At 64.7% G+C, this 20346-nt stretch carries 20 protein-coding genes; 11 read left to right on the forward strand and 9 right to left on the reverse strand.

The features are described 5' to 3' along the window. Positions 1 to 28 precede the first annotated feature (28 nt). Positions 29 to 205 (forward strand): hypothetical protein, encoded by a 177-nt coding sequence (locus JQ624_RS22135; protein ID WP_212421010.1) that lies wholly within the window; start codon positions 29 to 31, stop codon positions 203 to 205. Between the two features lie 97 nt (positions 206 to 302). Here the strand turns inward: JQ624_RS22135 and JQ624_RS22140 are convergent, their stop codons facing one another. Together JQ624_RS22140 and JQ624_RS22145 are read right to left on the reverse strand one after the other, a co-directional pair. Further along, a complete protein-coding gene (locus tag JQ624_RS22140; RefSeq protein WP_312014467.1) occupies positions 303 to 1643 on the reverse strand; it encodes a serine hydrolase in 1341 nt (446 codons plus the stop codon). A 303-nt stretch (positions 1644 to 1946) separates the two neighbouring features. Next, positions 1947 to 2738: a crotonase/enoyl-CoA hydratase family protein gene (locus JQ624_RS22145; RefSeq protein WP_212421012.1), complete on the reverse strand. Its 792-nt coding sequence runs from the start codon at positions 2736 to 2738 to the stop codon at positions 1947 to 1949. 89 nt (positions 2739 to 2827) lie between these two features. Between JQ624_RS22145 and JQ624_RS22150 the strand changes: the two genes are divergently transcribed. Then, the gene (locus JQ624_RS22150) at positions 2828 to 3436 is read left to right on the forward strand and encodes a TetR/AcrR family transcriptional regulator (protein WP_212421013.1); all 609 of its coding nucleotides are present in this window, start codon (positions 2828 to 2830) and stop codon (positions 3434 to 3436) included. A 120-nt stretch (positions 3437 to 3556) separates the two neighbouring features. Here the strand turns inward: JQ624_RS22150 and JQ624_RS22155 are convergent, their stop codons facing one another. Then, on the reverse strand, positions 3557 to 4246 hold the full coding sequence (locus JQ624_RS22155) for an HAD family phosphatase (RefSeq protein WP_212421014.1): 690 nt from the start codon (positions 4244 to 4246) through the stop codon (positions 3557 to 3559). A gap of 301 nt (positions 4247 to 4547) precedes the next feature. On the opposite strand from JQ624_RS22155, the gene JQ624_RS22160 reads away from it, so the two are divergent. Beyond that, positions 4548 to 6131, forward strand: coding sequence for a DUF1800 domain-containing protein (locus JQ624_RS22160; RefSeq protein WP_212421015.1), 1584 nt, complete (start codon positions 4548 to 4550; stop codon positions 6129 to 6131). 44 nt (positions 6132 to 6175) lie between these two features. Beyond that, positions 6176 to 7369 carry a DUF1501 domain-containing protein gene (locus tag JQ624_RS22165; RefSeq protein WP_409334356.1) on the forward strand — a complete coding sequence of 398 codons (1194 nt, stop codon included), beginning with the start codon at positions 6176 to 6178 and terminating at the stop codon, positions 7367 to 7369. A 194-nt stretch (positions 7370 to 7563) separates the two neighbouring features. Here JQ624_RS22165 and JQ624_RS22170 read toward each other — a convergent pair whose 3' ends face one another. The 3 genes from JQ624_RS22170 to JQ624_RS22180 form a co-directional block, all read right to left on the reverse strand. Next, positions 7564 to 8502, reverse strand: a complete 939-nt coding sequence (locus JQ624_RS22170; RefSeq protein WP_212421016.1) for an aldo/keto reductase — start codon at positions 8500 to 8502, stop codon at positions 7564 to 7566. A gap of 281 nt (positions 8503 to 8783) precedes the next feature. Beyond that, positions 8784 to 9245 (reverse strand): GNAT family N-acetyltransferase, encoded by a 462-nt coding sequence (locus JQ624_RS22175; protein WP_212421017.1) that lies wholly within the window; start codon positions 9243 to 9245, stop codon positions 8784 to 8786. 115 nt (positions 9246 to 9360) lie between these two features. Continuing rightward, positions 9361 to 10173 carry a PAS-domain containing protein gene (locus tag JQ624_RS22180; protein WP_212421018.1) on the reverse strand — a complete coding sequence of 271 codons (813 nt, stop codon included), beginning with the start codon at positions 10171 to 10173 and terminating at the stop codon, positions 9361 to 9363. Positions 10174 to 10373: 200 nt separating this feature from the next. Between JQ624_RS22180 and JQ624_RS22185 the strand changes: the two genes are divergently transcribed. Beyond that, on the forward strand, positions 10374 to 10727 hold the full coding sequence (locus JQ624_RS22185; RefSeq protein ID WP_212421019.1) for a DMT family protein: 354 nt from the start codon (positions 10374 to 10376) through the stop codon (positions 10725 to 10727). 32 nt (positions 10728 to 10759) lie between these two features. Here the strand turns inward: JQ624_RS22185 and JQ624_RS22190 are convergent, their stop codons facing one another. The 3 genes from JQ624_RS22190 to JQ624_RS22200 form a co-directional block, all read right to left on the reverse strand. After that, a complete protein-coding gene (locus JQ624_RS22190) occupies positions 10760 to 11920 on the reverse strand; it encodes a PQQ-dependent sugar dehydrogenase (protein ID WP_212421020.1) in 1161 nt (386 codons plus the stop codon). A gap of 63 nt (positions 11921 to 11983) precedes the next feature. Then, positions 11984 to 12157, reverse strand: a complete 174-nt coding sequence (locus JQ624_RS22195; protein WP_212421021.1) for a hypothetical protein — start codon at positions 12155 to 12157, stop codon at positions 11984 to 11986. Between the two features lie 206 nt (positions 12158 to 12363). After that, complete coding sequence (locus JQ624_RS22200) at positions 12364 to 13014, reverse strand: glutathione S-transferase family protein (RefSeq protein ID WP_212421075.1); 651 nt, start codon at positions 13012 to 13014, stop codon at positions 12364 to 12366. A 671-nt stretch (positions 13015 to 13685) separates the two neighbouring features. Here JQ624_RS22200 and JQ624_RS22205 point away from each other — a divergent pair. The 6 genes from JQ624_RS22205 to JQ624_RS22230 all read left to right on the forward strand — a co-directional run bounded on the left by JQ624_RS22205 (position 13686) and on the right by JQ624_RS22230 (position 20309). After that, positions 13686 to 14888 carry a pyridoxal phosphate-dependent aminotransferase gene (locus JQ624_RS22205; protein ID WP_212421022.1) on the forward strand — a complete coding sequence of 401 codons (1203 nt, stop codon included), beginning with the start codon at positions 13686 to 13688 and terminating at the stop codon, positions 14886 to 14888. 215 nt (positions 14889 to 15103) lie between these two features. Further along, positions 15104 to 15619 carry a DUF992 domain-containing protein gene (locus JQ624_RS22210; protein WP_212421023.1) on the forward strand — a complete coding sequence of 172 codons (516 nt, stop codon included), beginning with the start codon at positions 15104 to 15106 and terminating at the stop codon, positions 15617 to 15619. A 186-nt stretch (positions 15620 to 15805) separates the two neighbouring features. Continuing rightward, positions 15806 to 16288: a DUF992 domain-containing protein gene (locus JQ624_RS22215; RefSeq protein ID WP_212421024.1), complete on the forward strand. Its 483-nt coding sequence runs from the start codon at positions 15806 to 15808 to the stop codon at positions 16286 to 16288. Positions 16289 to 16580: 292 nt separating this feature from the next. Further along, positions 16581 to 18629, forward strand: a complete 2049-nt coding sequence (locus tag JQ624_RS22220; RefSeq protein ID WP_212421025.1) for an elongation factor G — start codon at positions 16581 to 16583, stop codon at positions 18627 to 18629. Positions 18630 to 18761: 132 nt separating this feature from the next. Further along, a complete protein-coding gene (locus JQ624_RS22225) occupies positions 18762 to 19595 on the forward strand; it encodes a shikimate dehydrogenase (RefSeq protein ID WP_212421026.1) in 834 nt (277 codons plus the stop codon). 87 nt (positions 19596 to 19682) lie between these two features. Then, entirely contained in the window at positions 19683 to 20309 is a 627-nt protein-coding gene (locus JQ624_RS22230) for a hypothetical protein (RefSeq protein ID WP_212421027.1), read from the forward strand. Positions 20310 to 20346: the final 37 nt, after the last annotated feature.

Below are 20346 nucleotides of genomic sequence, written 5' to 3' on the forward strand. Positions count from 1 at the left end.
CTTTGGTGGGCTGTAGGGGAGGCGCGTCATGACCGACTTTGAAGCCAAACTGGAGCGGTTTGAGACTCTCGCTGCCGAATGCGATTTGATCGGCAAGTTGTCGGCGGATGCAGCGAAGCGCGAGCTATATCTGCGCCTCGGCCAGCACTACCGCGAACTGGCTGATGACATGCGAACGGTGATTGCGACCAAAAATGCCGCTTAGCGCGTGGACTCATTGGCGCGTCACAGCCGTTGACAGGGTGAGGCGCGCCGACGTCTGGCCGCGCTGCGGCATCAACATGTTGGGCTAGCTTGGGCGGTCATTGTCCAAGCTGGCCGAGCACGGCGAACCACAACGCGAGCGTCTCGGCATAAGAGCGCGGCTCCGACGGCTTCCTGCGAACGGCGGTATGGACCATGACGAGTTTGGTGGCTGGATCGACCAGGATGATCTGTCCCCGGATGCCGAGCAGCGCAAATCTGCGACGCTCACCGGGGAGCAGCCACACCTGGTATCCATAGCCGAAGTAGGGAGTTGCCGTTCCCGGGGCGAGATGACCGTCGGCTGGCTTCACCGTGGTGGCGTCCAACACCCACTGCCGTGGAATCAGTTGGCGTCCTTCCCATGCGCCGTCATGCGCGAGCAGCCGGCCCAGACGCGCGTAGTCGCGCAAGGTCGCGTTAAAGCAGCAGAAGGCGATCTCCTGGCCGGTGTGATCGACGGCCCAGGCCGCGTCGGCCTCCGCGCCGATTGCGTCCCAGACCCTGCTATGAAGATAGTCCGCAAGTGGCTCACCCGTGGCAGACCGCAACACCAGGCCCAGGATCTCGGTCTCGACGCTGGCGTAGTGCCATTTGGTTCCCGGTGGAGTAGCGCGCGTGTTGAACTGGGCGACGGTGGCGACGGGGTCCTTTCCGGGCTCAACGAACAGGTCGCGCGACAGTCGCGCGATGTCGTCCTGCCCGTCATAGATTTCCGAAAAGGCAACGCCTGACGACATGTGCAGGAGGTCGCGGATTGAGGTCTTTCCATATTCCGCATCCGCGAGGCCGGGAACATAGGCCGAGACGGGATCGTCGATCGATTTGATTTTTCCTTCGGAGACGGCAACGCCGATCAGCATCGCCGTGATCGTCTTGGCCATGGACTGCGACAGGAAGCGGTGGCGGTCGGTGCGAGCATATTGATAATGCTCGTACAGGATGGTGTCGTCTTTCGCGATCAGGAGGGCCGTGGTCGGGTTTTGGCCGAGATAGTCGGAGATCGAGCGCTGCTCGGATCCGAACTTGTAGGAGATCGCCGGCTCCGGCGCCCGCTTGAACAGCCAGGGTGTGGTCGCGCGTCGGACCTGGCGCGAGGGAAACATTTCGCCGAAATGGCTATAAGTGCCGACCAGATTTTCGAGCTGACTTGCGGTCGCCCGGGTACCAACTGGAAAACCTGCCGCCGCGCCATAGGCGGCCGCGTCGGGGCCAGTATCCGAAAACACCGGCCCCGGCGCAGCCGCACCGTTGTTCCCCGCGCCTGGCATGCCTTGCGCGTGCGCCGATGGCGTCAAACCGGCCATGACAAGATTGAGCGACAACAAGAGAGAACGTAAGCAGCACGACATATCCAGGGCTGCGAACGCGCTTGGGGCCGACATCGAAATCCTGATCACCTGCATTCTCCCGCTCTGGTCTTGCCATCGGAAAATTTGGCGGATGATCGCGTGCTGGCTTGTCAAATTTTAAAATCGCCCGGTCGAATCGATCCCCGACCCGTGTGTCCGGCATCCGGCCTGGCGCACCAGCAGCAGCCCACAAATCATGAGAACCAGGCCAACCGTCGCGTCGCGGAAACCGAAATCAAGTGCCGTCCACGCCATAACCTACCCCCCCCGCCGTTTCCCGGAGTTCTCATATCCGTCATCAGCATAGCGCCTCCAATCTTTCGGATGAAGAGGCGTATGGGGCATTGGTCGTCAGCGGCCGGCAAAGACCGGCGGCCGGCGCTCGATCCAGGCGTTGATGCCTTCGCCGAGATCGATGGTCGGCACGACCGCGGCGAATTGCTCGCTCTCGACCTGCAGCCCTTCGCCGATGCCCATGTTCAGTCCGCGGGTGACCGCCGTGATGATCCCGCCGACCGCGAGCGGCGAATGCCCGACGATGTGGCTTGCCAGTTCGCGCGCGGCCGGCAGCAGCACGTCATGCGGCACGACGCTGTTGACCAGCCCGATCTCCAGCGCCCGTTGCGGCGAGAACGGATCGCCCGTCAGCAGCAGTTCGAGCGCGCGCTTGCGCCCGGCGAGCCGCGGCAGCCGCTGCGTTCCGCCGAAGGTCGGCGGCATGCCCAGATTGATTTCCGGCTTGGCGAAACGCGCGCGCTCGCTGGCGATGGCCAGATGCACGGCCTCGGTGATCTCGCATCCGCCGCCGAACGCCAGCCCGTTGACGGCTGCAATCACCGGTTTCCTGAAGGCTTCAAGCCGCGCGGTCATGGCCTGGCCGCGCCGGACGAAGTCCCGCATGGCCGTATCGCGGCCGCGCCGGACGCTGCCTGCGAATTCGTGAATGTCGGCGCCCGCGGAGAACGCGCGTTCGCCCGCGCCGGTCAGAATTGCCGCTCGCACGGCGGCGTCCGTCTCGATCGTGTCCAGCACGGCCATCAGGCGGTCGATCAACGCATAGTTCAAGGCGTTGAGCTTGTCAGGCCGGTTAAGCGTGATCAGCGCAATGCCGTCGTTGATTTCAAGCAGGATGGGATCGGGCATCAAGGGCTCCATGAGAGTGACAGTGGCTATGGTCACCCTAGGAGCACGTTCGCGTTGTGTATATTCACTGGTTAGTATACATGCGGGCCATGGCACGATCCGGCATCCCGACACGTGAGCGCATTATTTCGGCGGCAAGCGCGTTGTTCTACAATGACGGTATCCGGGGCGTCAGCGTCGATGCGGTGGCGGCGAAGGCCGGCGTCACCAAGCGAACGCTGTATTATCATTTCAAGAGCAAGGACGATCTCGTCGCGGCGTATCTCGCTGCCCGCGATCAGCCCAATCTCGCGCTGTTCAGGCAATGGTTCGCGGAGGCCGACGACGGGCTGCCGGCCCAGGTCGAGCGCATCTTTCGCAACCTCGCCCGCTCGGCGCGGCATCCGAAATGGAAGGGCTGCGGATTCCTGCGGACATCAGCCGAACTCGCCAACATGCCCGGCCATCCCGCGATGAAAATCGGCGCCGCGCACAAGAAGAAGTTCGAGGAATGGCTGCGCGGGACCTTTGCCGCTGCCGGGATCGCGCAGGCGGCACAGCTCGCACGGCAAATCCTGCTGCTGCTCGATGGATCGTTCGCCGTCGTGCTGCTGCACCGCGATCCCAGCTATATGGAGACGGCGGGTGAAGCGGCGCATGCGTTGATCGAGGCGGCGCTTACTGGGCGGGGTAGGCCGAAGTCGCGGCGGGCGCGGTAGGTTCCCACGTCATTGCCCGCGACAAACGCGAAGCGTTTGCGCAAGGGAGTGAAGCGACGAAGCAATCCACCCTCACGGCAAACGGAGAGATGGATTGCTTCGCTTCGCTCGCAATGACGGTTAGAGTGAGCGGCGTCCAAACCCGCCGCGCTCGCGCAGCACCTCGAGCACCGCGCCGAGATCCGGCACGATAGCTGCGCATCGCGCGCGTGACTCGTCCGTCGGGGTCACCATATCCGGCACCATGATCGTAATCGCGCCTGCGGCGTGGGCGGCGGCCACGCCGTGATTTGAATCCTCCACCGCCACGCAAACTTCCGGCTTCAGGCCGAACCGCGACGCCGCCAGCAGATAGAGATCGGGGCTCGGCTTGCCGCGGACGACGTCGTCGCGGGTCAGGAGCGTTTCGAAGCGGTGGCGAATGCCGGCAAGTCGCAGATGCGTATCCGCCGTGCGCAGCGACGAGGAGGTGACGATCGCCATCGGGCATTCGGCCGCCTGCAGCGCATCCAGCAGTTCGATCGCGCCGTTCTTCAACGCCAGGCCTGCACTAAGAATTTCATCGCGGTTGCTGACGAAAGCCCGGCTGATCTCCGCAAGCGGAAAGGTTTCGCCGTAACGCGCATGCAGCATGGCTTCGCAGTCCGGCCCCGGCAGGCCGACCATCGCCTGGCACAGCGTTACGGTATCGTCGGTGTAGCCATGCGTCTGCAGCGCCGCCACCAGGCTGTCGAAATAGACCCGCTCGGTGTCGAGCAGCGTGCCGTCCATGTCGAGAAGGACAGCGCTGACATTCCATCTGTCGGTCACGACGCACCCGCACCGGTGCTTTGTTCCGCCAGCTTGCGCAAGCAGTTCGGACAGAGACAATCGCCACCATCCGTGGGCATCGGCAGACGGAACGCCTCGTCGGAACACCAGCACGGACCTGACAGGCTGCAACTGAATTCAGTGCCGCAAGCAGCGCAGGCGAGGCGGCGCGTGGGCTGATTTTCCAAACGATTTGTCATCAACGGGGCAACATCCTGACGCGGAATTAATCCCGGGTTCATGCCGAAGCACGTTATACTCGGCGGCTACTATACGCCCGGGAAGATTCAAGGGAAATCCGATGGCCCGCGATTCGCAAGCAGCCCTTGTTGCGCTCAATCGCTTCGGACTGGGCGCGCGCGGCGGGGCGTCCGGCGATTTCCTCAATGCGGCCTCCGATCCGCGCGGCTTCGTCAAGGCCGAACTCGCCCGTCCCAATGGCGTGCTGCTCGAAGTGCCGGGACTGCAGTCGACGCCGGCGCTCGGCAAGGCCGTGTTCGACTATCAGTTCGAGATTCAGCAGGCCCGCGACGCAGCCGCCAAGCAGGCCGCGCCGGCGCCCGCGACCGAAGGTCAACCGCCGCCGGATGCGAAAGCGCAACGGCGAAACTTTTCGCTCAACAGCATCGCCATGGAGTTAGCACCCAAGGACTTGGCGCCCAAAGAACCGTCAACGGAACCGCCGGGGAAGCCGCCGGAAAATCGCGATGCGGCCATGTCGCCCGCCGAGGCAATGCGGCCCAATGCGCCAAAACCGCCACCGGCGCCGCTCAACATCATCCAGAAAACCTTTCGCGCCGAAGCGCTGGCGCGGCTGCAACGGGCGGTGATCGCCGATTGCGGATTCGTCGAACGGCTGGTGGTGTTCTGGTCCAACCATTTCTGCATCTCCGCCAACAAGGGCGGGCCGGCGCGGATGTGGGCCGGCTCGTTCGAGCGCGAGGCGATCCGCCCCCATGTGCTCGGGCGCTTCGGCGACATGCTGAAGGCGGTCGAACAGCATCCGGCGATGCTGTTCTTTCTCGACAACCAGCAATCGCTGGGCCCGGATTCGCGCGCCGGGAAAAACCGTAACCGCGGACTGAACGAAAACCTCGCCCGCGAAATCCTCGAACTGCATACGCTCGGCGTCGGCGGCGGCTATTCGCAGGACGACGTGACGGCGCTGGCGAACATCATCACGGGTTGGACCTATGCCGGAAGGCTGGGCCAATTGGGGGCACCAGGCTCTTTCGTGTTCAACGCCAATGCGCATCAGCCGGGCGCGCAGCGGGTGATGGGAAAAATCTACGACGCGTCAGACGTCACGCAGGGCGAGGCGGTGCTGGCGGATCTCGCCCGCCATCCGTCGACGGCGAAATTCATCGCGGCTAAGTTCGCGCGTCACTTCGTGGCCGACGATCCGCCACCGGCCCTGGTGGCGCGGCTCGCCGATGTCTTCACGCGAACCGACGGCGACCTCAAGGCGCTGGCGACGGCGCTGGTGGATTCCGATGACGCCTGGAAGGCGCCGCTTTCAAAAATGCGCTCGCCTTACGAATTCCTGGTCGCGGCAGGCCGGCTGCTGGCGCAGATCCCGAACGATCCCGGCCGCTATCTCGCCGGCCTCAATGCGTTGGGCCAGCCGCTGTGGGCGCCGGCCGGGCCGAACGGTTTCGCCGATAGCAACGCGGCCTGGGCAGCGCCTGAAGGCATCAAGCTGCGGCTCGATATATCCGCGCAGATCGCCTCCCGGCTCGCCGACGGCGTCGATCCGCGCGACCTGCTCGAACTCGTTGCCGCGGATGCGGCATCATCAGAGACGCGGAAAACCATCGAGCGCGCGGAATCGCGGCAGCAGGCGCTGGCGCTGTTGCTGATGTCGCCGGAATTCCAGAGGAGATGATACCAATGGAAACGACAATGGATTGCGAAAGCCTGAGATCATCGATGGTTTCGCGACGCGCGCTGTTGCTCGGCGGCGCCTCCTTTGCGGCGTGGGCCTACTTGCCGAAATTCGCCCGCGCCGCCGACGGCCGCGATCCGCGGCTGGTGGTCGTCATCCTGCGCGGCGCGCTGGATGGGCTTGCCACCGTCGCGCCGGTTGGCGATCCCGATTATGCCGGGCTGCATGGCTCGATCGCGTTGTCGTCGAGCGGGCCGAACGCGGCCTTGCCGCTCGACAATTTCTTTTCGCTGCATCCGGCGATGCCGGAATTCGCGCGGATGTATCGTGAGAAGAAGGCTGCCGTGATTCACGCGGTGGCGACGTCGTATCGCGACCGTTCGCATTTCGACGGGCAGGACGTGCTCGAGAGCGGCTTTGCGGGACCGGGCCGGGTGCAGTCCGGCTGGCTCAACCGCGCGCTGGAAGGTCTGCCGAAAGGCGAACGGGTGACAAGCGCGCTAGCCGTCGGCCCGACCACGCCGCTGGTGCTGCGTGGTGCGGCGCCAACGGTCGGCTGGGCGCCGGTCGCGGTGCCGCAGGCTGCGGAAGATACCGCGATGCGGCTCGTCGAACTCTACCAACACCGCGATCCCGCGCTGGCCAGTGCGTTGAAGCAAGGCCTCGCGCTCGACAAGGCCGCGCAGGGCGACGACATGAAGCCGAAGCCTGGCACCAACGGCGTGGCCGCGATGCGGCTGGTAGCGCGGGGCGCCGCAAAGCTGATGGCCGCCGACGACGGCCCGCGGATCGGCGCGCTCGCTTTCGATGGCTGGGACACCCATGCCAATGAAGGCGGGCCGGTCGGGCGGCTGGCGCAATTGCTCGGCGGCCTCGACGGCGCGCTGGCGGAATTCGAAAGCGGCTTGGGTCCGCGCTGGCGCGACACGGTGATCGTGGTCGCCACCGAATTCGGCCGCACCGCGCGCATCAACGGCACGCAAGGCACCGATCACGGCACCGGCACCATCGCGCTGCTCGCCGGCGGCGCGGTGAAAGGCGGCCGCGTGATTGCGGACTGGCCGGGGCTCAAGCCGGCTAATCTCTACCAGGGCCGCGACCTCGCGCCGACCACCGACCTGCGCGCGGTGATAAAAGGCGTGCTGAAGGATCAGTTCGGGCTGGCCGAGAAGGTGCTGGCGGAGAGCGTGTTTCCCGACAGTGCCGCAGTGAAGCCGATGCAGGGGCTGGTGGGGTAGGGAGCTAACCTCAACCACGATGTCGTCCCTGCGAACGCAGGGACCCATACGCCGCGGCCGGCGGAAAGGGGCACGCCGCGTGACGGCTTTGCTTCAGCAGCCCACAGCACTGGTTGATTAACGCAGAGTGTCAGCCACCGCGCTTCTTCGATGGATCACGCGGTATGGGTCCCTGCGTTCGCAGGGACGACAACCTACTTCGTAATCCCGTCAATTTCCGCCATCTCTTCCGCGCTCAGTGTCCAGTCGATCGCTTTGACGTTCTGCTCGACCTGTTCGACGCGGGTGGCGCCGGCGATGACGCTCGCGACCTGCGGGCGCGACGCCAGCCAGGAGAAGGCAAGCTCCAGCATGGTGTGGCCGCGGGCTTGCGCAAACGCCTGCAGCTTCTCGACGATATCTTCATTACGCGGGGTGACGTAGCGGTCCTTCAAGGCCGGCGCCTTGGCGAAGCGGGTGTCGGAGGGTGCGGCGGCGCCGCGCTTGTATTTGCCGGTCAGGAGCCCGCTCGCCAGCGGGAAGAACGGCAGCAGGCCGAGCCTGTATTCCGTTGCTGCGGGCAGCAGATCCTTTTCGATGCCGCGCACCACGAGGCTGTATTCGTCCTGGCAGGAGACGAAGCGGTTGACGTTCATCTGCCGCGCCAGCATTTCGGCTTCCGCGATCCGCCACGCCGGAAAATTCGAATTGCCGATGTAGCGGACCTTGCCCTGGCGGACGAGATCGTCGAGCGCGCGCAGCGTCTCTTCCATCGGCGTCAAGGAATCGTAATCGTGCTGCTGGTAGAGATCGATGTAGTCGGTCTTCAGCCGCGTCAGGCTGGCCTCGACCGCAGACATGATGTAGCGGCGCGAGGCGCCCTGCTTGGTGCCGTCGGTTGCCATCGGCTTGGAATATTTCGTCGCCAGCACGATGTCCTTGCGGCGGTCGCCGAGCACGGTGCCGAGCACGGTCTCGGAGCCGCCCATGCCGGCATAGATGTCGGCGGTGTCGAACAGGGTGATGCCGAGGTCGATCGCCTTGTGGATCACCTTACGCGAGGTTTCCAGATCGGTGCGCTGGCCAAAGTTGTTGCAGCCGAGGCCGACGGCGGAAACGCGCAGGCCGGAGCCGCCGAGGTTGCGAATTTGCATGGATCGATCCTGTGGGATGGCCGCGGGAGGAGCCGCATTGTGGCCCGCGCCAACTCGCCCGGCAAGCAGCGGGGCTATCGGCCGCCACGCTTGGCAGCCATGCGCACAAAAAGATGCGGCCCCGGCCAGACGCGGCGACTGACGGGGGCCGCTTGGGGCGCGTGATCTGAGACGGGGGGCCTGATCAGACGCGGCTGCAACCTATCCGCGCTTTGTTACGCCGCCGTGACATCAGGACTTATCCACAGGCGACCTGACGGGACCGCCTTCACGAAACCGTGTCAGAGCAGCTTGCGGTAGACGACGAAGCCGGAACGCTCCGCCACCTTGTCGTAAAGCTGCATCGCGGTGTGGTTGGTCTCATGCGTCTGCCAATAGACGCGGGAAGATCCCGCGAGCTTTGCCTGTTCGTACACGCCGTTGATCAAGGCGCGGCCGACGCCCTTGCCGCGCGCGGCGGCGCTCGTGAACAGATCCTGCAGATAGCAGTTCGGCTCGATCATTGTCGTAGAGCGGTGAAACAGATAATGCGTCAGCCCAAGCAGTTCGCCGCTGCTCTCGGCGACCAGCGCGTGCACCGGCTCGTAGGCGTCGAAGAAGCGCGTCCACGTCATCGCCGTGATCTCGGGCGCAAGCGCAGTCGCGCCCGAGCGGCCGTAGAAGGCGTTGTAGCCCTCCCACAGCGGAAGCCATTGCGCGTAGTCCTGACGGGTGACGAAGCGGATGGTGAGGTCGCCGGACATCAAGCGATTCCGTTTTGCTGGGAGATGACGCGCCGGGGATGCGCAGGAAGGGTGTCCGCTCATTACTACAGACGCGGCCGGAGGGGATCAATGTCGCAGCGCGTGCTGCGTGCCGCTACTCCGCGGCGCCGAGGTGGTGGGCGAGGCTGCGATAGCTGCCGCGCAGCGCGCGGTAGTAGTCGCCGCTTCCGGGATCGTCGGTGTGGCGGACGAGGTCGGTGACCGGCGTGTAGCTCAGCATGCGTCCGCCATCGGGCAGCGCCGTGCAAATGAAGCGCAGCACCTGTCCATCGGCGAGATCGATGTTGATCGGCGTGGAATCGCCGACCCGTATCATCTCGGTGCGCTTGGCGATGAACGCGCTCAACTCGTCCTCGGGCAGTTGCCAGGCGCCGGTGTCGCGGCCGTGATACATCAGCGCGATGAAGGGCGGCTTGCTGTCGGCCTGCTCGTCGGACAGCTTGAAGTAATCGCGGAAGGCGCGGTTGATGAATTCGGCGCGGGTATCGGAATCGAGCAGCACGATGCCGATATCGACCTGATCGAGCGCGGCCGACAGGCGGTCGGCGGTGGCATGATGCTTCTTCTCCCACGCGAACGCATCGACCCACTTCTGCCGCAAGAGGCCGGTGATGAGCGCGGTGCCGCCGGCGGTCGCCGCCAGCAGCAGCATGCGCGCCAGGTCCGACGTGTCGTAACCGGGCGCGGCGCGGTGGTTGAGGAAGAGCAGCGCGGAAGACGCTACCGCAATGACGGCGCTGGCCATGCCGGAGACGATGCCGCTGACGGAAGCGGCAAGCGCGACGATGCAGACGAACAGCGGCGCTGGATTGGGGACGGCAACCAAATGCCGGTCGACCAGGAAGGCGAGCACCGCCGTCGCTGTCGTAAGAGCCGGACCGGAGATTGCGCGCCAGTCTAACTGCATGCCCGTCCTCGCCACTTGCCGGGAATAAGACGCAAGCATGCCCGATTGTTGCGATTGTGCACGCCTTTCTGCCGCCAGTCTTAAGGGAGCGTTGCAGGGATGCGGCGGGCTTTCGCATTTTTGAAATCAAATGATATCGAGTTAAGGAACGGGGTACCGCACCCGACGATTTGCGCATGACATTTTGCAAGAGGACATCGATGCCCACTGTTTCCCCGACGCTGCTGCCGATCCTGATGCTGTTCGCCTCCAACGTCTTCATGACGTTTGCCTGGTACGGTCACCTGAAATTCAAAGAGAGCCCGCTGGCTTTGGTCGTGGTGGCGAGCTGGGGGATCGCCTTCGTCGAATACTGGCTGGCGGTGCCGGCCAACCGCTGGGGCAGCGCGGTGTATTCGGCGGCGCAGCTCAAGACCATGCAGGAGGTGATCACGCTGGTGGTGTTCGCCTGCTTCTCGGTGTTGTACCTGAAGGAGCCGCTGGGCTGGAATCACGCGCTCGGCTTTGCCTGCATCGCCTTTGGCGCGTTTCTGATCTTTCACAAATGGGCGTGAGCCGGTTGCGGCCGACGAACGTAATCCGGACGTTATTTCGCGGCCGGCGCCACCCGCAAGACGCGTCCGTTCGAACTGTCCGTCAGCAGCCACAGCGCGCCGTCCGGCCCCTGGCGGACGTCCCTGATACGCTCGTGCAGGTTTTGCAGCAGGCGCTCCTCCGAGGTGACCGCGTTTCCGTTCAGCGTCAGCCGCACCAGCATCGCGCCGCGCAGCGCGCCCGTGAACAGGCTGCCGTTCCATTTCGGAAACAGCTTTCCGGTATAGAAGGCCATGCCTGACGGTGCGATCGACGGCACCCAATATTTGAGCGGCTGCTCCATCCCGTCCTTGGCCGTCGCATCGTGGATCTTGGCGCCGGAGTAATCGATGCCGTAGCCGATCACCGGCCAGCCGTAATTCTTGCCCTTGCCGATCAGATTGACCTCGTCGCCGCCGCGCGGGCCGTGCTCGATTTCCCAGAGTTCGCCGGAGGCGGGATGAATCGCAAGCGACTGGGGATTGCGATGGCCGTAGCTCCAGATCTCCGGCTTGGCGTCGGCGCGGCCAGCGAACGGGTTGCCCGATGGCACCGAACCATCCGGCGCGATCCGGATCACCTTGCCGAGATGATTGCCGAGACTTTGCGCCTGGTCGCGGAAGGTGAAGTGCTCGCCCAGCGTGACGAACAGATTGCCGTCGTCGGCCTGCGCGATGCGGCAGCCGTAGTGATTGCCCGATGACAGCGGCCCCTGCTGGCGGAAGATGATCTTGACGTCGTCGAGCCGGACCTTGCCGTCGTTGAGTTTGGCGCGCGCGACCGCGGTGCGTCCGCCGCCCTCAGTCCGCTCGGCAAAACAGAAATAGAGGGTCTTGTTCTGCGCAAAGGATTTGTCGGTGACGACGTCGAGCAGGCCGCCCTGGCCGGACGCCCACACCTCCGGAACGCCCTTGAGCGGCGGCGAGACCTGTCCTTCCGCCGTAACGATACGCATGCGGCCCGGACGTTCGGTCACCAGCATCGTGCTGTCGGGCAGGAACGCCAGCGCCCACGGATTGACGAGGCCCCTTGCGATGGTCCGAACCTCGAGTTCGCCCGCCGACGAGTCAAACGCCGGCTGTTCGCCGCGGGTGCCGGTGGCGATCAGGAACGAGACGGCAAGCAGGATCGCGACCGCCAAGGCGGCGGTCACGAGGCCGACAGGTGTCTTCATGCTCGTCCATTCGCGATGTCGATCATCGCGCGTTCGCTAATGATGCAAACAAAAAAGCCGCAATCACGGAAAGGGCATGGCGACGGTGGCCTTGATCGATAGCACCGTCAGGGTGACCACGAGGCAAAGCGATAGTGTGCCGATCGCGAGCGAGGTGGCGATGGCACCAAGCAATCGGGAAGAAGCGACGGGCGCGCGGCTGCTCTCGAAGCCGACCGCGCCGGGGGACCGTATCATTGGTCTAAATCCTTGTAACGCGGGACGAATCACCCGCGACTCACGCGACGTCAGGAAAATGTTGCAATGATCACCGGCAATATTGCGGCGACCAGCCCCTGAAAATGGCGAAGTCGGGGCAAAGGTTAACGTTATGCCCGCTATTGTTAACCTTTGGCGGCGTGCTCGCGCGAAAGTGAGGAGGCTGCTCGCGGGCGTGGCGGCGGTTATGCGCCGGCGGCGATGCCGGCCGGGTCGTCGACCTCGGCCGGCTGCCAGTCCATGGTGACGAAGCCGGGGGTCTGCTCGACCCGCCGCAGCCAGGCGCGGATGGCGGGGAAGGTCGCCAGATCATAATCGCAGCGATCGGCGACATGGGTGTAACCGTACAGCGCGATATCGGCGACTGTCAGTTGCCCCGCGGCGAAATAGGCGCGGGTCTTGATATGGTTTTCCATCACCTGAAGCGCGGCATAGCCGCGCTCCATCCAGTCCTCCAGCGCATGCGTCTGCAGGTCGCGGCCGCCCTTGACCAGCGACAGCCAGAAATAGGCGGCGCCGATATTGGGCTCGAGCGCGTGCTGCTCGAAGAACATCCATTGCAGCGCTTCGGCGCGTTCGACCCGTGACTCCGGGGCCAGCGAAGTGCCGCCGCAGACATACCAGAGGATGGCGTTGGACTCGGCGAGGTAGCGCCCTTCGGCGACTTCCAAGAGCGGCACCTGCCCAGAAGGATTCTTCGCCAGAAAATCCGGCGTGCGGCTTTCGCCTCGGAGAATGTCGACTTCGATCGCCTGATATGGCGCGTTGAGCAGCGCCAGCGCAAGGCGGACCTTGTAGCTGTTGCCGGAGCGCTGCATCGAATAGAGCTTGTACATCGTCGTTGGATTCACTCGTGATCGAGGGGCGCACGCGGTGGGCGAGCTGCCGAAAGCTCTCGCGCCGCAACGCGGCTAAACAATGATGCCGATACGAATGCGTCGCAAGACCCGCGGAATGGAAAAAGTCGAAAACCTCTACTGCACTGCACGCGCACAGCATGTCATGCCACGGCGCAGGGATCACGTGGTCGGGAGTGGAGGAGCAAACCGATTCAAGCCTTCGCGAGAAGGCGCCCGCGTCCGCTTCCGGCATCAGCGAGGTGGAAACCGAATCGCGGGCGAGTCACTCGTGGCGTCGAGTCCATGTTGTCCGCGAACAAGCGCGCGCCGCGCCATCCGCCCCCTGCGCGGTGGAGAAGCGGGATGTCGGGCGGCCTCCCGCGGTGGCCATGCAGGACAGTGGTCGCGGCGCCGTCAGCCGCTCTCGGCATCGCGGTCCCTGAACGTCAGTCTTGCCCCTTGTCAGATATGAGTCAATTCGCTGCGGAACTTTGCGAATATTGCGCCGATATTGCTCCGATCGTACCGAGCCTGCGCGGCGTTCCCCAAAGTTTGTCCCGTATCCGGCCAAGCTTCTTGCGATGCAGCGCGCCGCGCCTTAGGGTGCGGCGTTCCCATCAAAAAGAGTCGTGAATTCTTGAGGTCACGACGTTTGCCAGGAGATGATGATGCCCTTCCTGTCCGCCGCGCTCGCCCGTGTGAAGCCGTCCGCGACGATCGCGGTCACGGATAAAGCGCGTGCGCTGAAAGCGGCGGGGCGCAACGTCATCGGCCTTGGCGCCGGTGAGCCGGATTTCGACACGCCCGCCAACATCAAGCTGGCGGCGATCCGCGCCATCGAGGCCGGCAAGACCAAGTATACCGATGTCGGCGGCATCCCCGAGTTGAAGGAAGCCATCATCAACAAGTTCCGGCGCGAGAACGGCCTGACCTACAAGCCGAACCAGATCATCGTCGGCACCGGCGGCAAGCAGGTGCTCTACAACGCGTTGATGGCGACGCTGAACCCCGGCGACGAGGTCATCATCCCGGCGCCGTACTGGGTCAGCTATCCCGAAATGGTGGCGCTGGCCGGCGGTGAATCGGTGCCAGTGGTGTGCCCGGCGTCGAGCGGCTTCAAGCTGCGCCCCGAGGATCTCGAAAAGGCGATCACGCCGAAGACCAAATGGATCATCCTGTGCTCGCCGTCGAACCCGACCGGCGCTGCCTACACGCGCACTGAGCTGAAGGCGATCACCGACGTGCTGGTGAAGCATCCGCATGTCTGGGTGATGACCGACGACATGTACGAGCACCTGGTCTATGACGACTTCCAGTTTGCAACGCCGGCGCAGGTCGAGCCGAAACTGTACGACCGCACACTGACGGTGAACGGCGTGTCGAAGGCCTATTGCATGACCGGCTGGCGCATCGGCTATGCCGGCGGTCCCGCCGACCTGATCAAGGCGATGGCGACGATCCAGTCGCAGTCGACCTCGAACCCGTCGTCGATCGCGCAGTGGGCCTCGGTGGAAGCGTTGAACGGTCCGCAGGACTTCATCCCCGTGCACAACAAGGTGTTCAAGGAGCGTCGCGACCTCGTGGTGTCGATGCTCAACCAGGCCAAGGGCATCGAATGCCCGCGGCCCGAAGGCGCGTTCTACGTCTATCCGTCCTGCGCCGGCACCATCGGCAAGACCGCGCCGTCAGGCAAGGTGATCGCGAATGACGAGGACTTCGTCACCGAACTCTTGGAGAGCGAAGGCGTCGCCGTCGTGCAGGGTTCCGCGTTCGGGCTGGGCCCGGCGTTCCGGATTTCCTACGCGACCAAGACCTCCGATCTCGAAGACGCCTGCAAGCGCATCCAGCGCTTTTGCGGCAATTTGAGATAAGAAGCGTTTTCGAGACACCAGCCTGTCCCGTACGTGATGCGGGACAGGCTCCGCTTCGCGGAAAGAGAACGCGTCAAAAAGACGGCCGTCAAATCACAACAGGTCGTGATCACCTGATGTTTTGACGGCTTCTTGAGCAAGCGCCATGTTTTGGACACGGCGCTTCCCTCCTGTCCGCTCTGCAAATTTAGTTTTTCATGCGGAGACTGGGACACATGCGACTTCTGACTTTGACACTCGCCACGCTTTCGCTGCTCGCGCCGATCGCAAGCGCTGACGCGGCGCCGCCGGTTCGCGCCGGCGTCCTGCAATGCCAGGGCGGCCAGAATGTCGGCTTCGTGGTCGGCTCAGTGACGAGCCTCGAATGCGTGTTCCGCAGCGAAGGCCGCCGGCCTGAACCCTACATCGCCAAGGTGCAGCGCATCGGCCTCGATCTCGGCGTGACCGAGCAGACCCAGTTGTCCTGGGCGGTCAATGCGCTGAACAGCCGGCTCGGGCGCGGCGAACTCGCCGGCAGCTATGGCGGCGTCGGCGCCAACGCCTCGATCGGCGGCGGCGGCGGCGGCAACTTCCTGGTGGGCGGTCCCGCCAACGCCTACGCGCTGCAGCCGATCAGCCTGCAGGGACAAACCGGCCTGAACGTCGCCGCCGGTATCGCCGGCCTCGAGCTGCAGCCGATCCAATTCGGCCCGCGCCGGCATCACCATCGCCGCCATCACCGCCGCGGCTGAGGGGTGCTGTGATCTCCGGAAAAGGCCCGCGCACGCGGGCCTTTTTTATTTCATGACGTGGGGCGGCTCCGGCGGCAAATTCTGGCACGGCCCAAGATGTTGTGGCATAGATCGGAAAGCGCCGCGGGCACGGCGCCATTCTTGTTTCTCTGCTCGCATCACCGTTTTTCAGCCGGAGATTCCTTTATGCGTCGTTCTCTCATTCTCGCAGGTACTGCCCTTGCCATGCTGGCTGCGTCGATCGGCGGCGCCAATGCGCAGCAGATGCAGCGCGTGCAGGTCGGCGTGCTGGAATGCCGCGGCGGCGCCAGCGTCGGTTTCATCGTCGGCTCCGTCACCAATCTCGGCTGCGTGCTGCGCGCCGAAGGGATGCCGGAGGATCGCTACATCGCCACCATCCGCAAAGTGGGGCTCGATCTTGGCATCACCCAGGAATCGGCGCTGGCCTGGGGCGTGTTCGCACCTGTAGCGCGGCTCGGGCCGGGCGGACTCTCCGGCGACTATGTCGGCGCGCAAGGCAGTGCCACGCTCGGCGTCGGCGTCGGCGGCAATGTGCTGGTCGGCGGCTCCGCGAATTCGATCGCGCTGCAGCCGCTGAGCGTGCAGGGCCAAGTTGGTGTCAGCATTGCTGCCGGATTGGAAAGCCTGGAACTTCGGCCGGGACGTTAACTTTCGTCGCCCTCCGCCGTCATTGCCTGCGACAAACGCGAAGCGTTTGCGCAAGGGAGCGAGCGACGAAGCAATCCATCTTTTCGCGGATGGATGGATTGCTTCGCGGAGCCTGTCATCGGGCGCGCATTCGCGCGACCCGCTGGCTCGCACTGACGGAGCTAGTTTAGCTGCCCTCCGCTTCACGCCGCACCGCAGCGACGTTTTCCCGCTTGCCAAAATCACGAGACAGGCGGAGCATTGGAAGTCGCCGACCCAATCACGGGCCGAGCTCCAAGCAAAGGAGGCGGCAATGGGACAAGACGTCAGAAGTCCCCGAGGTCCACGGTGCATAGCGCTGGTGGGCCCTTTCCAGAGCGGTAAAACCACACTCCTAGAAGCGATATTGGCCCGAACAGGGGCCATTAAAAATGCCGGCAGCGTCGATGCCGGAACTTCCGTCGGCGATGCCAGCCCCGAGGCGCGACACCACAAGATGGGCGTCGGCCTCTCCGCCGCCACCACCACCTTCATGGGCGATAGTTACACCTTTATCGATTGTCCCGGCTCGATCGAGTTCGCGCATGACATGCGCGCCGCGTTGCCCGCGGTCGATGCTGCGGTCGTGGTCTGCGAGGCGGACGAGAAGAAGCTGCCGCAACTGCAGATCATCCTGCGTGAGCTCGAGGATCTCGGTATTCCGCGTTTTCTGTTTCTGAACAAGATCGACCGCGCCAACAAGCGCATCCGCGAGACGCTGGCGACGCTGCAGCCGGCCTCGCGCGTGCCGCTGGTGCTGCGGCAGATTCCGATCTGGAACGGCGACCTGATCGAGGGTTTTGTCGATCTCGCGCTGGAGCGCGCCTTCGTCTACCGCGAACACAAGCCTTCCGAAGTGATCGCGCTGGAAGGCGGCAATCTCGACCGCGAGAAGGAAGCGCGCTTCTCGATGTTGGAAAAGCTCGCCGACCACGACGATGCGCTGATGGAGCAGTTGCTGGACGACATCCAGCCGCCGCGTGACGCGGTGTTCGACGACCTCGCCCGCGAATTGCGCGAAGGCCTGATCTGCCCGGTGCTGCTGGGCGCCGCGAGCCGCGAAAACGGCGTGCTGCGATTGATGAAGGCGCTGCGGCATGAAGCACCCGGCGTTGCCGAGACGGCGAAGCGGCTCGGCGTGCCGGCGCAGAAGGAAGCGCTGGCCTATGTGTTCAAGACGCTGCATCTGCAGCACGGCGGCAAGCTGTCGCTGACGCGGCTGCTCGCCGGCCATCTCGATGACGGCGCGACGCTGCAATCTTCCTCCGGTGAGGCCGGGCGGGTTTCCGGCATTCTCGCGGTGAGCGGCGGACACGACACCAAGCGGGCCGCGGCCGAGGCCGGAGACACCATCGCCCTCGGCAAGCTCGACGCGATCAAGACCGGCGACTCGCTGTCGAGCGGCAAGACCGCGCCGGCCGCGCTCGTGCGCATCGAGCCGACGCCGCCGGTGCTGGCGATGTCGCTCGCGGCGGTCGATCGCAAGGACGACGTCAAGCTCGGCCAGGCGCTGCTGCGGCTGAACGAGGAGGACCCGTCGCTGTCGATGATCCAGAACCAGCAGACCCACGACATCGTGCTGTGGGGGCAGGGCGAGATGCATCTGCGCGTCGCACTCGAGCGGCTCAAGGACCGCTTCGGCGTCAACGTCAAATCGCAACCACCCGCGATCGGCTATCAGGAGACCATCCGCAAATCGATCACCCAGCGCGGCCGTCACAAGAAGCAGTCCGGCGGCCATGGCCAGTTCGGCGACGTGGTGCTGGAGATCAAGCCGATGCCACGCGGCTCGGGCTTCGGGTTCGACGAAAAGGTGGTCGGCGGCGCGGTGCCGCGCAACTATATCGGCGCGGTGGAGGAGGGCGTGGTCGACGGCCTTGCGAAGGGCCCGCTCGGCTTCCCCGTCATCGACGTGCAGGTGACCCTGACCGACGGCTCCTATCACAGCGTCGACTCCTCCGATCTTGCCTTCCGCACCGCGGCGCGAATCGGCATGAGCGAGGCGCTGCCGCAGTGCCAGCCGGTGCTGCTGGAGCCGATCCACATGGTGGAGATCGTCTGCCCGACGGAGGCGACGGCGAAGATCAACGCCATCCTGTCGGCGCGGCGCGGCCAGATTTTGGGCTTCGACACCCGCGACAACTGGCCGGGATGGGATTGCGTCCGCGCCACCATGCCGGAAGCGGAGATCGGCGACCTGATCGTGGAATTGCGCTCGGCCACCGCCGGCGCCGGCAGCTTTACGCGGGCTTTCGACCGCATGGCCGAAGTCACCGGCCGCGCCGCCGACCAGATCATCGCCGCGCACCGCGTCGCGGCGTAGTTAACGGCGGGACGCCGCGGCCTTGGCCGGCCGCGGTGGTTGGCGTTCGGCTTGACACACCCCAAGGGAAGATAAATTGATCGTCGTGGCCGGGTTGATCCCGGCCATCGACGTCTTTGAGGAGTTGTTGCCGTGCCTAAACCCCCCGCCGCCTGCCTGATCGGATGGCCGGCCGCGCATTCGCGCTCGCCGCTGATCCATCATTACTGGCTGCGGACGCTCGGCATCGAGGGCGGCTATGTCATCGAGGCGGTGCCGCCCGACGAGTTCAAGGATTTCATCTTCCGGCTGTCGCTGCGCGGCTTCGTCGGCGCCAACGTCACCATTCCGCACAAGGAGCGCGCGCTTTCGCTGTCGAAGCCGGACGCGCGCGCCCGCGCGGTCGGCGCGGCCAACACGCTGTGGTTCGAGAATGGCGAGCTCTGCTCGACCAACACGGACGTCGAGGGTTTTATCAACAATCTCGACGCCTGCGCTGATGGATGGGACAGGTGCGAGGATGCGCTGGTGCTCGGCGCTGGCGGTTCGGCGCGCGCGGTGGTGTTCGGATTGCTCGACCGTGGCATCAAGCGCGTGCACCTCGCCAACCGCACCATGGAGCGCGCCCGCGCGCTGGCGGACCAATTCGGCGCGAGCGTTCTGCCGGTGGCGTGGGATGCGCTCGGCGATCTGCTGCCGCGCGTCGGGCTGCTGGTGAATACGACCTCGCTCGGCATGAAGGGGCAGCCGCCGCTCGAACTCGATGTCGGGCGGTTGCCGCCACACGCTGTCGTCGCCGATCTCGTCTACGTGCCGCTCGACACGCCGCTGCTGACGGCGTCACGCGCGCGCGGACTGAAGACCGCCGACGGGCTCGGCATGCTGTTGCACCAGGCGGTGCGCGGCTTCGAATTGTGGTTCGGCCGGCGCCCCGAGGTGACGGCGGAGCTTCGTGCGCTGGTCGAGGCCGATCTCACGAATACATGATCGGTTGATCGCGGAGTCTTGAGCCGGAATTTTTTTGAAAGACCGGGGTCAATGGTTAGGTCAGTGCCGCCACCGGAGATTCCCGACATGTCCGTCAGTCGCTTTCAATTCGTTCGCCCGCTTGCCGCCATAGCGATGGTCGCGGGCTCGACGCTTTACGCGATCGCCCAGCAGCCGCCCACGCCGACACGCGTTCGCGGCACCATCGAAGCCGTCGATGGCGATGTGCTGGCCGTGAAGTCGCGTGGCGGCGAAGACGTCAGGCTGCATATGACCGGCGATCTCAGGGTCGTGGGGATCAGCAAAATCTCCTTGTCGGACATCAAGGTCGGTTCCTTCATCGGCACCACCACGGTGCCGGGGCCGGACGGCAGCCAGAACGCTGTCGAGGTGCATGTGTTTCCGGAAGCCATGCGCGGCACCGGCGAGGGGTCGCGGCCCTATGATCTCCGCCCTAACTCCACCATGACCAACGCCACGGTGGCGGAGTCCGTGGTCGGCAATGACGGTCACACCCTGATGATCAAGTACAAGGACGGCGAGAAGAAAGTCGTAGTCTCACCGGAGACGCCGGTCGTGACCTACGTTCCCGCCGACAAGTCCGACCTCAAGCCCGGCGCCAAGGTGATCGCCTTCATGAAGAAGCTGCCGGACGGCTCGTTCGAAACCAACCGCGTCAGCGTGGGCCGCGAGGGGCTGACCCCGCCGATGTGATCTCGCCTCGTGGAATAGCACCTCCCGTGCGGTGTTT

Origin of the sequence: Bradyrhizobium sp. AUGA SZCCT0283 (genome assembly GCF_018130385.1) — a bacterium.
Classification (GTDB): domain Bacteria; phylum Pseudomonadota; class Alphaproteobacteria; order Rhizobiales; family Xanthobacteraceae; genus Bradyrhizobium.

Coding starts and splice junctions, on each gene's coding strand:
- JQ624_RS22185 (WP_212421019.1), top strand. CDS start 10,374: ATGCCCACTGTTTCCCCGACGCTGCTGCCGATCCTGATGCTGTTCGCC.
- JQ624_RS22230 (WP_212421027.1), top strand. CDS start 19,683: ATGTCCGTCAGTCGCTTTCAATTCGTTCGCCCGCTTGCCGCCATAGCG.
- JQ624_RS22175 (WP_212421017.1), bottom strand. CDS start 9,245: ATGTCCGGCGACCTCACCATCCGCTTCGTCACCCGTCAGGACTACGCG.
- JQ624_RS22180 (WP_212421018.1), bottom strand. CDS start 10,173: ATGCAGTTAGACTGGCGCGCAATCTCCGGTCCGGCTCTTACGACAGCG.
- JQ624_RS22150 (WP_212421013.1), top strand. CDS start 2,828: ATGGCACGATCCGGCATCCCGACACGTGAGCGCATTATTTCGGCGGCA.
- JQ624_RS22200 (WP_212421075.1), bottom strand. CDS start 13,014: ATGTACAAGCTCTATTCGATGCAGCGCTCCGGCAACAGCTACAAGGTC.
- JQ624_RS22135 (WP_212421010.1), top strand. CDS start 29: ATGACCGACTTTGAAGCCAAACTGGAGCGGTTTGAGACTCTCGCTGCC.
- JQ624_RS22220 (WP_212421025.1), top strand. CDS start 16,581: ATGGGACAAGACGTCAGAAGTCCCCGAGGTCCACGGTGCATAGCGCTG.
- JQ624_RS22210 (WP_212421023.1), top strand. CDS start 15,104: ATGCGACTTCTGACTTTGACACTCGCCACGCTTTCGCTGCTCGCGCCG.
- JQ624_RS22190 (WP_212421020.1), bottom strand. CDS start 11,920: ATGAAGACACCTGTCGGCCTCGTGACCGCCGCCTTGGCGGTCGCGATC.
- JQ624_RS22160 (WP_212421015.1), top strand. CDS start 4,548: ATGGCCCGCGATTCGCAAGCAGCCCTTGTTGCGCTCAATCGCTTCGGA.
- JQ624_RS22205 (WP_212421022.1), top strand. CDS start 13,686: ATGCCCTTCCTGTCCGCCGCGCTCGCCCGTGTGAAGCCGTCCGCGACG.
- JQ624_RS22145 (WP_212421012.1), bottom strand. CDS start 2,738: ATGCCCGATCCCATCCTGCTTGAAATCAACGACGGCATTGCGCTGATC.
- JQ624_RS22195 (WP_212421021.1), bottom strand. CDS start 12,157: ATGATACGGTCCCCCGGCGCGGTCGGCTTCGAGAGCAGCCGCGCGCCC.
- JQ624_RS22165 (WP_409334356.1), top strand. CDS start 6,176: ATGGTTTCGCGACGCGCGCTGTTGCTCGGCGGCGCCTCCTTTGCGGCG.
- JQ624_RS22215 (WP_212421024.1), top strand. CDS start 15,806: ATGCGTCGTTCTCTCATTCTCGCAGGTACTGCCCTTGCCATGCTGGCT.
- JQ624_RS22170 (WP_212421016.1), bottom strand. CDS start 8,502: ATGCAAATTCGCAACCTCGGCGGCTCCGGCCTGCGCGTTTCCGCCGTC.